Raw genomic sequence first — 12571 nt, forward strand, 5'->3', positions numbered from 1 at the left:
GGGCGTCAGGCCTCGACGGCCGCCTTCTCGCGCGCCGCACGGATGCGGGCGTCGCGCTCCTTGATCTGCGGCTCGTTCTCGCGGAACAGCGAGTAGAGGGGTGCCGCGACGAACAGCGTCGAGTAGGTCGCCACGAGGATGCCGACGAAGATCGAGAGCGAGATGTCGGTCAGCGTCTCCGCACCCAGCCAGAACGCACCGATGAACAGGATCGCGCCCACCGGGAGCGCCGCCACGACCGAGGTGTTGATCGATCGGATCAGCGTCTGGTTCACCGCGAGGTTGACCGACTCGCCGAACAGGCGCGCGGTCTTCTCCCCGTCCTCCGTCGTGTTCTCCCGGATCTTGTCGAACACCACGGTGGTGTCGTAGAGCGAGTACGCCAGGATCGTGAGGAACCCGATCACCGCCGCCGGGGAGATCTCAAAACCGGCCAGGGCGTACACGCCCACCGTGATCACAAGCACGTCGAGCAGCCCGATGATCGCTGCGGCCGACATCTTCCAGGTGCGGAAGTAGATCGCCAGGATCAGGAAAGTCAGCGCGAGGAAGATCGCCAGACCCCACAGGGACTGCCGCGTCACGCTCTCACCCCACGCGGGACCGATGAACGAGGAGGTCACCGCGTCGGGCTCCACCTCGTACGCGTCGGCGAGAGCGCCGGCGACCTGCTGCGTCTCCGCCGCCGTCATCTGGTCGGTCTGGACCCGGATGTCCTGATCGTTCACGATGACGACCTTGGTCGCGGCGCCGGGCACCACGGACTGCACGGCCTCGCTCGCGGTGTCCTGATTCAGCGTGGCCGGGGCGTTCACCGTGAACTGCGACCCGCCCGTGAACTCGATCGAGAACTGGATGGGACGGAACAGCGGCACGAGCGCGGACCCCACGACCAGCGCGATCGCGATGATGAACCACAGCCGACGGCGTCCGACGAACGGGAAGGAGGTCTTTCCCGTGTAGAGGTTGTTACCGAACTCGTTCATGGAAGCCATCAGGCGTCTCCCTCGCTTCCGCCCTTGGTCTGTTTCTCCGCGGCGAGGGCCTCGGCACGCTTGCGCTCTGCGATGGTCTGACGGCGGTCCGCCTCACCGCGTGAGCGCGCGTTCTTCGCGCCGCGACCTGCCGATGCCGTCGCCACCTCGCGGTACTGCGACCGGCTCCGGTACACGGCGCCGAGTGCCGCCGGGTCGAGCCCGGAGAGCTTGTGGCCGCCGCCGAAGAAGCGCGTCCGCGCGAGGAGCTGCATCACCGGGTGAGTGAAGATGACGAAGATCATCACGTCGATGACGGTGGTCAGGCCGAGCGTGAACGCGAAGCCCTTCACCGTGGAGTCCGCGAGGATGTAGAGCACGACGGCCGCGAGGATGTTGATCGACTTCGAGATGTAGATCGTGCGCTTCGCGCGACCCCATCCGTCCTCGACCGCCGCCGTGATCGACTTGCCGTCGCGCAGCTCGTCTCGGATCCGCTCGAAGTAGACGATGAACGAGTCGGCCGTGAAACCGATCGACACGATCAGACCCGCGACGCCCGCGAGCGACAGGCGGAACCCGATGCGCCACGCGAGGATGCAGATCACGATGTACGTCAGCACCGCCATCACCGCGATCGACGCGATGATCACCGTCCCGAGAGCGCGGTACGACAGCAAGGAGTAGACCGCGACCAGCGCCAGACCGATCAGACCCGCGATGAGCCCGATCTGGAGCTGCTGGGTGCCGAGAGTCGCGGAGATCGTGTCGGAGCTCTGCACCTCAAAGCTCAACGGCAGCGCACCGAACTTGAGCTGATCCGCGAGCGTCGTCGCGCTCTCCTGAGTGAAGCTGCCGGAGATGCTGGGACGGCCGTCGAGGATCACGCCGTTCATCCGCGGCGCACTGATCACGTCGCCGTCGAGCACGAACGCGAACTGGTCGCGCGGCGACAGACCGTCGATGCGGTTCTGGTTGAGGCGCGTGCTGACCTTGCCGAACGCGTCCGCGCCATCGCCGTTCATCGTGAGCTGCACGATCCAGGCGCCGCTCTTGGGGTCGCGGCCTGCCGACGCGTCGGTGATCGCGCGTCCGTCGAGCTCCATCGGGCCGAGGAGGAACTTCTGGGTGTCGTCCGGGGAGCAGGCGATGACCGGCTCGTCCTTCGGCGCACGCGACGGATCGTTGTCGGGGTTGGCGCAGTCGTAGGCCTGGAACTCCGCTGCCAGCTTCTCGGTCACCCACGACAGATCGCTCGCGTCGGTCGGCTCCGCCGTCGGAGTGGCGTTCAGGCCCGGGTCGGGGCTCGGGAACGGCGTGGAGTTGCCGTCGTCGCCCACGAACTCGGTGCTCGCCGCGGTCGTGTACAGGACCGGACGGAACTCGAGCTGCGCGCTGGACTGGATGCGCTCCCTGGTCTGCTCGTCGGCCTCACCCGGGATCTGGACGACGATGTTGCGGCCGCCCTCCGTGGTGATGTCGGCCTCGGCGACACCCGAGGCATCCACGCGCTGGCGGATGATCGCCGCGGCCTGGTCGAGCTGCTCCTGCGACGGCGCTGCGCCGTCCTCGGTCTCGGCGCTGAGGATGATCTGCGTGCCGCCCTGCAGGTCGAGCGCCAGTTCCGGCGCCCACGAACTCTGCTTGAAGACGTACACACCCAGCGCGTTGATGCCGAAGAGCACGCCCGTCACGAGGAGCAGGCCGAGGAGGACCCGCCAGGCATGACGGACAGGTGAAGATGAAGCCACGTGTGTTCAGCTTTCTGGGAGGACGATGATCCGAGCGACCACGAGGGCCGCTGTCTTACTTGTCGTCGGCGTCCCGCTCGAGACGGGCGCGGGTCTCCTCCGGCGTCTCCGCCGTGGGGGCGGCGGGCTCGTCGACGATGTGGTCATCCACGCCGTCGACGGGCGCCTCCACGATAGCGTCCTTCGGCTCGACGATGCGCAGGATCGCCTGGCTGTGCACCTCGATGACGGTGCCCGGAGCGATCTCCACGAGGGCCGGCGCGTCCAGGTCGTCCGGGTCGAACGCCACGATGGTGCCGTAGATGCCGCCCTGCAGGAGGACCTTCGCGCCGGGAACCGTCTTGGTGGCCTTCTCCTCCTGCTCGGCCTTCATCTGCCTCGTCCGCTTGCGCGTGTTGAAGATCATGAAGATCAGGAGCACGGCCAGAAGGCCGAAGAGCACGAATTCCATGGGCATGGGGAAGCGCCTTTCTCAGGTGCACGCACCAGCCATTGGGCGCACAGAGGTATCGGGGGAAGCCTTCAGCGATTATAGGTCATCCAGCGTGAGCATCCCGTCGGGGTGCGCCACCCCGAGGTGCGCATACGCCTCGGGTGTCGCGACCCGTCCGCGCGGCGTGCGCCCCAGGAATCCGATGCGGACGAGGTACGGCTCGACCACGCTCTCCACGGTCTCGGCCTCCTCGCCCACCGCGACCGCGAGGGTGCTGAGACCCACCGGTCCCCCGCGGAAACGCCGGACGAGCGCGTCGAGCACCGCGCGGTCCAGCCGGTCGAGACCGATCGCGTCGACGTCATAGAGCTCCAGCGCCGCCCGCACGTCGTGCAGCGTCGCCGCACCGTCGCCGTGCACCAGCGCGTAGTCGCGCACGCGGCGCAGCAGGCGGTTGGCGATTCGGGGTGTCCCTCGAGATCGGCGCGCGATCTCGGAGAGGGCGTCGGTCGGGAGCCCGACCCCCAGCACCGACGCGGAACGCGCGATGACCTGCTCGAGCTCGCCCTCCTCGTAGAACTCGAGGTGGCCGGTGAACCCGAAGCGGTCGCGGAGCGGGTTGGGCAGCAGGCCCGAGCGCGTCGTTGCCCCGACCAGGGTGAACGGCGACAGCTCCAGGGGGATGCTCGTGGCGCCCGCACCCTTGCCCACCATGATGTCGATTCGGTAGTCCTCCATCGCGAGGTAGAGCATCTCCTCCGCGGAGCGGGCCATGCGATGGATCTCGTCGATGAACAGCACCTCGCCCGGCATCAGGCTCGACAGCAGAGCCGCGAGATCTCCCGCGTGCTGGATCGCGGGGCCGCTGGACATACGGAGCGGACGCTCGCTCTCGTGGGCGACGATCATCGCGAGCGTGGTCTTGCCGAGTCCCGGAGGACCCGCGAGCAGGATGTGATCGGCGGGTCGGGACTGCAGGCGCGCGGCCTCGAGCAGCAACTGGAGTTGGCCGCGCACCTTCTGCTGGCCCACGAAGTCGCCGAGGCTGGAGGGGCGCAGCGCGCCCTCGATCGCGAGCTCCGACTCGTCGGTGGGCTCGGTCGGGTCGAGCGGGTCAGACACGTGCCGATCCTCCCTGCGCCGGGCCGAGCAGGGCGAGCGTGCGCCGCAGCAGCGACGCGACCGACGCCCGCTCGGCTTCGGTCGCCGCGGCAGCGGTCTCGGTCGCCGCCTCGGCGGCCACCTTCTCCGACCACCCGAGACCCACGAGCGCGGCGGCGACCTGCGACACGATGTCACTCCCCCCCGAGGCCTGCGTCGCGGCCGGGGCGGCAACGGCGTGCACCTTCCCCGCGAGCTGCACCACGATGAGCTTGGCCGTCTTGGGCCCGATGCCGGACACACGCCGGAACGGGGCGTCGTCCTCGGCGGTGACGGCCTCGGCGATCTGGTCCGTCGTCAGGTGCGACAGCACGCCCAGCGCCGACTTCGGCCCCACGCCCGTCACGCTGAGCAGCAGCGTGAAGATCTCCAGCTCCGCCCGATCGGCGAAGCCGAAGAGCGAGAGGGCGTCCTCGCGCACGATCAGGCTCGTGTGCAGGCGCAGCTTCTCCCCCACCGTCGCCGTGTGCGCGACATCGGCGGGGACGGCGACCGCGAAGCCCACGCCACCCACGTCGATGACGACCTGGTCCGGCGTCGTGTGCAGCACGGTGCCGTGCAGAGAGGAGATCATCCTCCCAGCCTAGGAGGTCGCTCGCACATATGTTCGAGCGACACGCTCCGCGTCCGCCCAGGCCCGCTGCGCGGGGGTCAGTCCGCCCGCCGCACCGCCGGCCCGGGGCGCCCCCCGGCGCCAGGCGTGACACAGGGCGATCGCGAGAGCGTCCGCGGCGTCCGCCGGCTGCGGCGGCGCATCCAGACGCAGGATGCGGGCGATCATCGCCTGCACCTGCCTCTTGTCGGCGGAGCCGTAGCCCGTGACGGCCGCCTTGACCTCGCTCGGCGTGTGGGTCGCCGCGGGAAGCCCTGACTCGGCGGCGATGAGGAGCGCGACCCCGCTCGCCTGCGCCGTGCCCATCACCGTGTGGCTGTTCTGTTGCGCGAAGACGCGCTCGACCGCGACCGCGTCAGGGCGGTGCTGGGCGATCGCCTCGCGGATCCCGGCGGCGACGACCGCGAGTCGCTCACCGATCGGCGCATCGATCGCCGAGCGGATCACACCGACGTGCACGAGGGTGCCCCGGCGGGCCCGATCGACGTCGACGATCCCGACACCGCAGCGGGTGAGTCCCGGGTCGATGCCCAGCACGCGGATGGTCGACGTCACCGTCCCAGGCTAGGCGCGGAACGTGCCGATCGAGGTCAGCCGCGCCTACGCGTCGTCGTTCTCGAGCTCCGCCTGGACCTCGGCCGACAGGTCGAAGTTGCTGAAGACGTTCTGCACGTCCTCGCTGTCCTCCAGCGCGTCGATCAGTCGGAACACCTTGCGGGCCGTGTCGGCGTCGATCTCGACCTTGAGGTTCGGCACGAACTCGACGTCGGCCGACTCGTACTCGATGCCCGCCTCCTGCAGCGCACTGCGCACGGCGACCAGGTCGCTCGCCTCGGTGATGACCTCGAAGCCCTCGGCGTGCGGCTCGATCTCCTCGGCCCCCGCCTCGAGCGCGGCCATCATCACGTCGTCCTCGGTCGTGCCCTCCGACCCGACCACGATGACGCCCTTGCGACTGAAGTTGTACGCGACGCTGCCAGGGTCGGCGAGCGTGCCCCCGTTGCGGCTCAGCGCGGTGCGCACCTCGGCGGCGGCACGGTTCTTGTTGTCGGTCAGACACTCGATCATGAGCGCCACACCGTTGGGGCCGTAGCCCTCGTACATGATCGAGGTGTATTCGACGGCCTCGCCGCCGATGCCCGCACCGCGCTTGATGGCCCGGTCGATGTTGTCCTTCGGGACGGACGTCTTCTTGGCCTTGAGGACCGCGTCGAACAGGGTCGGGTTGCCCTGCAGGTCGGCGCCGCCGAGCTTGGCCGCGACCTCGATGTTCTTGATGAGCTTGGCCCAGGACTTGGCACGGCGCGCGTCGATGACGGCCTTCTTGTGCTTGGTCGTGGCCCACTTGGAATGCCCGGACATAAGTCTCCGCTCGTCGTCAGGGCCCCGGCGCGTGTCCAGGGCGTCGTCCATTCTAAAGGAACACCGCGGAACACCCGGCGGCACAGTGCCTTGTCGGGGCGCTGCGGCGGTGGGAGACTGACCGCATGGGCGACCGGGAGCGTGCTCTCGACGCCGCTCACCGTCGAGCCGAGGCGTTCCTGGGCACCCTCGACGATCGACCGGTGTGGCCGCGCGCGAGCCTCGACGAGATGCTGCAGGTGTTCGGCACGCCTCTCCCGGAACGGGCGGAGGACCCCGCGGCCGTTGTCGAGGACATCGCGGCGAAGGCCGAGCCCGGACTCGTGGCCATCCCCGGGGGACGGTTCTTCGGATTCGTGATCGGCGGCACTCATCCGGCCGCTCTCGCCGCGGACTGGCTCGTGTCCGCGTGGGATCAGAACTCCGGCTCCTCCCTGCTCACCCCGGCGACCGTCGCGATGGAGCGGGTGGCAGGACAGTGGCTGCTCGAGCTGCTCGGCCTCCCGTCCGCGAGCAGCGTCGGCTTCGTCACGGGCGGTCAGCTCGCGAACTTCACGTGCCTCGCGTCCGCACGGAACGCCGTGCTCGCGCGGGCGGGGTGGGACCTCGCCGAACGGGGGCTGCGCTCCGCGCCGCCGGTGCGGTTCGTGGTGGGTGCCGATCGTCATGGATCGATCGACCGCGCGGCACGGTTCCTCGGGATCGGCCGCGCCGAGGTCGACGTGGTGGATGCCGACGCGCAGGGCAGGATGCACCCCGCCGAGCTCGAGTGCGTCCTCGACGGCGGATCCGGCCCGCTCATCGTGTGCCTGCAGGCGGGAGAGGTCCATACCGGAGCGTTCGACGATTTCCGCGCGCTGATCGCGATCGCACGCCGACACGGCGCCTGGGTGCACGTGGACGGCGCCTTCGGTCTGTGGGCGGCCGCCTCCCCCGCGCTGCGACATCTGACCGCCGGCATGGAGGACGCGGACTCCTGGGCGACCGACGCACACAAGACGCTGAACGTGCCGTACGACTGCGGCATGGCGATCGTCCGCGATCCCGCCGATTCGATCGCGGCGTTCCGCACCGGCGGCGACTACCTCGTCTACTCCGGCCTCGACCCGTGGGATGTGACGCCGGAGCTGTCGCGCCGCGCCCGCGGGGTGCCGGCGTACGCGGCGCTGCGCAGCCTCGGGCGTTCCGGGGTCGCCGATCTCGTCGACCGCCTCCACGACAACGCCGTACGCATGGCCTCCGGCCTGCGCGGGCTCGACGCGATCGAGGTGATCAACGACGTCGACTACACCCAGGTGATGTTCCGGCTCGGCACGGACGAGGCGACCCGCGAGCTCGGTGCCGCGATCCTGGTCGACGGCACGGCCGTCGTCACCGGAGCGGAATGGCGGGGGCGAGCCGCGCTGCGCTGCTCGATGTCGTCGTGGGCGACGACCGCGGACGACATCGACCGCACGGTGCACGCCATCCGTGCCCTTCTCCCCTGACCCGACTCGCCCGCCTGCTACGGTCGAGGCCGCCGTTGATCGCGCGCGAGAGGAGCAGGGTGTGACCGCAGGAGCCGACCGCCTCCGCCCCGCGTGGACCTCCCTGCCCGAGAGCCTCCGCGCCGCGGCGCTGGACGTGATCGGCGGAGAGTACATCTCCGACGCCCCCGCGCACGGCGGCTTCAGCGCCACGTACGCGGGCACCGTGGTCACGACCGGCGGTCGGGCTTTCGTGAAGGCCGCGGGCGCGGACTGGCACGCCGACTCGGTGCGCCTGCTCCGCCAGGAGATCGTCACCCTGTCGACCCTCCCCTCCGGCGTCGCGCCCCGAGTGCTGGGGACGGTGCAGGACGACATCGGTGCCGTGCTGGTCGTCGAGGCGATCGACGGCCGCCATCCGGGGCGCCCGTGGACAGCGGATGACCTGCACGCGGTGGCGGACGCCCTCGCCGTCGTCGGCACCACGCCGGCACCGAGAACCCTGACGGCCGCGGATGAGAGCATGGTCCCGGGTTTCACGCGCTGGCAGGAGATCGCCGCCACCCCCGACCTCCGCGGCGCTCTGCCCCCGTCGGTCCGGGATTCGCTGCCCCGACTGCGTGAACTGGAGGCGGAGTTCGCGGGGGCCGTGCGCGGAGATGTCCTCGTCCACGACGACGTCCGGGCCGACAACATCCTCATCGCCGACGGTCGCGCCCACCTGCTCGACTGGCCGCATGCGCGCCGCGGGGCCGCATGGGTCGACCTCCCCTGCGTGCTGCCGAGCATCGAGGCGAGCGGCGGACCGACCTGCACGCAGGCCTACCCGGTGTTCGAGGAGCACGGCGCTCCCCCTCCGAGGGACCTGCTGCCGGTCATCGCGGGCTTCGCCTCGTACCTCTGGGCCGAACAGAGCAGGCCGGAGATTCCGCAGCTCCCCGGCTTGCGCGCCTTCCAGCGGGCGCAAGCCGGTCCCGCGCTGCGGTGGCTGGCCGCCCTGGTGTGACGACGCCTCCGGCGGTCAGGCGGCGGCGACGGAGTGGCCGCCTTCGACGCGGGCGAGGAAGCGCTCGTGGAAGCGGGTCTCGCCGGAGATCTCCGGGTGGAAGCTCAGGCCCAGCAGCGCTCCCTGCTCCACCGCCACCACGCGGCCGTCCGGTAGCGCCGCGAGCGGGGTCGCACGAGGACCGATCGACTCGACGACCGGTCCGCGGATGAACGCCGCCGACACCGGCGGTGCACCGAAGGCCGCCACGTCGAGCTGCGCCTCGAACGACTCCACCTGACGGCCGAACGCGTTCCGCCTGACCACCGCGTCGAGCCCTCCGAACGACTGCTGGCCCTCGATCGCGTCGACGACCGTGTCGGCCAGCATGATCAGCCCCGCGCACGTGCCGAGCACCGGGAGCCCGGCGGCGATCGCGTCGCGGATCGGCTCCTGCATCCCGAACGTGCGCGACAGCTTGTCGATCACGGTGGACTCGCCACCCGGGATCACCAGGCCGTTCACGGCGGCCAGCTCCTCCGGGCGCCGGACGAGCTCCACCTGGGCGCCGAGACGGGTGAGCAGGGCGGCGTGCTCGCGCACATCGCCCTGCAGCGCGAGCACGCCGACCCGCGGGCTACCAGCCACGCTCGGCGAGCCGGTGCGGCGCCGGCAGGTCGCTGACGTTGATGCCGACCATCGCCTCGCCGAGCCCGCGGGACACCTCGGCGATCACCTTCGGGTCGTCGAAGAACGTCGTGGCCTTCACGATCGCCTTCGCGCGCTCGGCGGGGTTGCCCGACTTGAAGATGCCGGAGCCGACGAACACGCCGTCCGCCCCGAGCTGCATCATCATCGCGGCGTCCGCGGGGGTCGCGACGCCGCCGGCCACGAACAGCACGACGGGGAGCGTGCCCGTCTCGGCGATCTCGGCGACCAGCTCGTACGGCGCCTGCAGCTCCTTCGCGGCGACGAACAGCTCGTCCTTCGGGAGAGCCGTGAGCGCAGCGATCTCCCCGCGGATCTTGCGGATGTGCTTCATCGCCTCGGACACGTCGCCCGTTCCGGCCTCGCCCTTCGAGCGGATCATCGCCGCCCCCTCGTTGATGCGTCGCAGCGCTTCGCCGAGGTTCGTGGCGCCGCACACGAAGGGCACCGTGAAGCCGAACTTGTCGATGTGGTTCACGTAGTCGGCCGGCGAGAGCACCTCGGACTCGTCGATGTAGTCGACACCGAGCTCCTGCAGCACCTGCGCCTCGACGAAGTGACCGATGCGCGCCTTCGCCATCACCGGGATCGACACGGCATCGATGATGCTGTCGATCATGTCCGGGTCGCTCATGCGCGAGACGCCGCCCTGCGCGCGGATGTCGGCCGGCACGCGCTCGAGCGCCATGACGGCGACGGCGCCCGCGTCCTCGGCGATCTTCGCCTGCTCGGCGGTCACGACGTCCATGATGACGCCGCCCTTGAGCATCTCGGCGAGACCGCGCTTGACGCGCGACGATCCGGTGGTGTTCTGCTCGGACATGGGGAGCTCCTGTCGGATGATCCGTAATCGGGTTTGATCTAGATCAAACGTAGCACTGTCCGATCCCACCTAGAATCGCGGAGGAGGATCATGAGCGACCGGATCACAGGCAGCACCGCGGCGGAGATCGCCGACAGCGTGCGCGCCCTGCGCGACCGCGGGATCCTGCTTCCCGGAGCCCTCCTCCCGCCGGTGCGCGAGCTCGCCGCCACCCTGGGCGTCAACCGCAACACCGCCGTCGCCGCGTACCGCCAGCTCGCCCAGGCGGGACTCGTCCTGTCGCGCGGACGCGCCGGCACCACGGTCGCGGGGATCGAGGCCGTGGCACAGGAGGGCTACGCGGCCGACACCGTGCTCCGCGACATCGGCACCGGCAACCCCGACCCCGCACGCATCCCCGACCCGTCGGCCGCGCTGATGACGATCGCGAGCCGTCCCGTGCTCTACGGCGAACCCGTGATCGACCCGGGGCTGGAGGAGTGGGCGCGCCGGTGGATGGCGGCCGACCTCCCGGACGCGGACTTCCGGATCACCGTGACGAGCGGAGCGGTCGATGCGGTGGAGCGCCTGCTCGCCCAAGCGCTCATGCGCGACGACGCCGTGGCGCTCGAGGATCCGTGCTTCCTCGCCAGCATCCACACGGTGCGGCTCGGCGGCTATCGGGCCGTCCCGGTCCCCGTCGACGACCAGGGCATGACGGTCGACGGACTACGGGCGGCTCTCGACGCCGGCGTGCGGGCCGTGATCTGCACACCGCGGGCGCAGAACCCCACCGGCGTGGGTCTCACGGCCCAGCGCGCCGCCGAGCTGCGCGGTGTCCTCGCCGATCACCCGTACGTCCTGATCATCGAGGACGACCACTTCTCGCTGCTGTCGCAGCGCCCGTACGAGTCCTTGATCAGCGAGGACCATCGGCGCTTCGCCCTCGTGCGCTCGGTGTCGAAGTTCCTCGGACCCGACATGTGCCTCGCGATCGCGGCGACCGACCCCGACACCGCGGAACGTCTCGCGATGCGACTCAGCCCGGGCACCACCTGGGTGAGCCACCTGCTGCAGCGCCTCGCCCTGGCACAGCTGACCGACGAGGATGCGATGACCACCGTCGCGACCGCCGGTGCGCACTACGCGGAGCGCAACGCCGCGTTCGCGGCGCGCCTGCGCGCGCACGGCATCGCCGCCGCCGCGCCAGACGGGCTGAGCCTCTGGGTGCGACTCCCCCGGCCCGCGCGCGAGGTCGCCGAGCACCTGATGCGGCGGGGGTGGCTCGCGCGCACGGGTGACGAGTTCTCCCTCGACGACCGCGCCGATCCGTCCCACCACCTCCGTCTCACCGTCCACGACCTCACCGACGCGGAAGCCGACACGCTCGTCGCCGACCTCGTCGCGGCCGCGCGATGACCACCGTCGCGGGCACCTGCCCGCCCTGACCGAAAGCGCTCGCTCATGAAGATTCTCTCCATCCAGTCCGCCGTGGCATACGGGCACGTGGGCAACTCTGCCGCGGTGTTCCCGCTGCAGCGCATCGGCGTCGAGGTGCTGCCCGTCTACACCGTGAACTTCTCCAACCACACCGGCTACGGCGCGTGGCGCGGACCGCTGATCGACCCCGCCGACGTGCGCGAGGTCATCACCGGCATCGAGGACCGCGGAGTGTTCGGGCAGATCGACGCCGTCCTGAGCGGCTACCAGGGAGGCGAGGGCATCGGTGACGTGATCATCGATGCGGTCGCGCGCGTCAGGGCCGCCAACCCCGACGCGGTCTACGCGTGCGACCCGGTCATGGGCAACGCGAAGTCGGGCTGCTTCGTCGCCCCCGCGATCCCGATCCTGCTGCGCGAGCGCGTCGTCCCGGTGGCGGACATCATCACCCCCAACCAGTTCGAGCTCGGGTTCCTCACCGAGACCGAACCCGACACGCTCGAGTCCACGCTCGCCTCGGTCGACCTCGCCCGCGCCATGGGCCCCCGCACGGTGCTCGTGACGAGCGTCGAGCGGCCCGACCGCGAGGAGGGGACCATCGAGATGCTCGCGGTCGACGGCGACGGTGCCTGGCTCGTCCAGACGCCGCACCTCCCCATGAAGGCGAACGGCTCCGGTGACGTGACCGCCGCCCTGTTCACGGCGCACTACGTCGAGACCGGCAGCGCCAAGACCGCGCTCGAGCGCACCGCCTCCAGCGTGTACGACCTGCTGCAGGCGACGCTCGACTCGGGCGAGCGCGAGCTGCAGCTCATCGAGGCGCAGGAGTTCTACGCGCACCCGCGCATGCAGTTCACCGCACGGCAGGTGCGCTGA

General features: G+C 70.4%; 13 protein-coding genes. 4 read left to right on the forward strand and 9 right to left on the reverse strand.

The genetic code is table 11. The features are described 5' to 3' along the window. Positions 1-5: 5 nt before the first annotated feature. The 7 genes from secF to ACWH95_RS14135 form a co-directional block, all read right to left on the reverse strand. A complete protein-coding gene (gene secF, locus ACWH95_RS14105; RefSeq protein ID WP_136033643.1) occupies positions 6-995 on the reverse strand; it encodes a protein translocase subunit SecF in 990 nt (329 codons plus the stop codon). Beyond that, positions 995-2725 carry a protein translocase subunit SecD gene (gene secD / locus ACWH95_RS14110; RefSeq protein ID WP_136033641.1) on the reverse strand — a complete coding sequence of 577 codons (1731 nt, stop codon included), beginning with the start codon at positions 2723-2725 and terminating at the stop codon, positions 995-997. The genes secF and secD overlap by 1 nt, the downstream gene beginning before the upstream one ends. Positions 2726-2780: 55 nt before the next feature. After that, positions 2781-3176, reverse strand: coding sequence for a preprotein translocase subunit YajC (locus tag ACWH95_RS14115; protein WP_136035854.1), 396 nt, complete (start codon positions 3174-3176; stop codon positions 2781-2783). Between the two features lie 78 nt (positions 3177-3254). Then, the gene (ruvB, locus tag ACWH95_RS14120; RefSeq protein WP_136033639.1) at positions 3255-4280 is read right to left on the reverse strand and encodes a Holliday junction branch migration DNA helicase RuvB; all 1026 of its coding nucleotides are present in this window, start codon (positions 4278-4280) and stop codon (positions 3255-3257) included. Continuing rightward, positions 4273-4893: a Holliday junction branch migration protein RuvA gene (ruvA, locus tag ACWH95_RS14125; protein WP_136033636.1), complete on the reverse strand. Its 621-nt coding sequence runs from the start codon at positions 4891-4893 to the stop codon at positions 4273-4275. Before ruvA ends, ruvB begins: the two co-directional genes overlap by 8 nt. A gap of 9 nt (positions 4894-4902) precedes the next feature. Beyond that, positions 4903-5487 (reverse strand): crossover junction endodeoxyribonuclease RuvC, encoded by a 585-nt coding sequence (gene ruvC / locus ACWH95_RS14130; RefSeq protein WP_136033634.1) that lies wholly within the window; start codon positions 5485-5487, stop codon positions 4903-4905. Between the two features lie 45 nt (positions 5488-5532). After that, positions 5533-6294, reverse strand: a complete 762-nt coding sequence (locus ACWH95_RS14135; RefSeq protein ID WP_136033632.1) for a YebC/PmpR family DNA-binding transcriptional regulator — start codon at positions 6292-6294, stop codon at positions 5533-5535. A 125-nt stretch (positions 6295-6419) separates the two neighbouring features. On the opposite strand from ACWH95_RS14135, the gene ACWH95_RS14140 reads away from it, so the two are divergent. Both ACWH95_RS14140 and ACWH95_RS14145 read left to right on the forward strand, forming a co-directional pair. Next, a complete protein-coding gene (locus ACWH95_RS14140) occupies positions 6420-7781 on the forward strand; it encodes a pyridoxal phosphate-dependent decarboxylase family protein (protein ID WP_454120844.1) in 1362 nt (453 codons plus the stop codon). A 61-nt stretch (positions 7782-7842) separates the two neighbouring features. Further along, positions 7843-8766 (forward strand): phosphotransferase, encoded by a 924-nt coding sequence (locus ACWH95_RS14145; RefSeq protein ID WP_247981703.1) that lies wholly within the window; start codon positions 7843-7845, stop codon positions 8764-8766. Positions 8767-8781: 15 nt separating this feature from the next. Here ACWH95_RS14145 and pdxT read toward each other — a convergent pair whose 3' ends face one another. Both pdxT and pdxS read right to left on the reverse strand, forming a co-directional pair. After that, positions 8782-9393 (reverse strand): pyridoxal 5'-phosphate synthase glutaminase subunit PdxT, encoded by a 612-nt coding sequence (gene pdxT, locus ACWH95_RS14150; protein WP_136033626.1) that lies wholly within the window; start codon positions 9391-9393, stop codon positions 8782-8784. After that, positions 9383-10276 (reverse strand): pyridoxal 5'-phosphate synthase lyase subunit PdxS, encoded by an 894-nt coding sequence (gene pdxS / locus ACWH95_RS14155; protein ID WP_136033624.1) that lies wholly within the window; start codon positions 10274-10276, stop codon positions 9383-9385. The genes pdxT and pdxS overlap by 11 nt, the downstream gene beginning before the upstream one ends. Positions 10277-10366: 90 nt before the next feature. On the opposite strand from pdxS, the gene ACWH95_RS14160 reads away from it, so the two are divergent. Together ACWH95_RS14160 and pdxY are read left to right on the forward strand one after the other, a co-directional pair. Then, entirely contained in the window at positions 10367-11674 is a 1308-nt protein-coding gene (locus ACWH95_RS14160) for an aminotransferase class I/II-fold pyridoxal phosphate-dependent enzyme (RefSeq protein ID WP_454120845.1), read from the forward strand. Between the two features lie 45 nt (positions 11675-11719). Beyond that, positions 11720-12571, forward strand: coding sequence for a pyridoxal kinase PdxY (gene pdxY, locus ACWH95_RS14165; protein ID WP_454120846.1), 852 nt, complete (start codon positions 11720-11722; stop codon positions 12569-12571).

Source organism: Microbacterium sp. NPDC055502 (genome assembly GCF_053643635.1).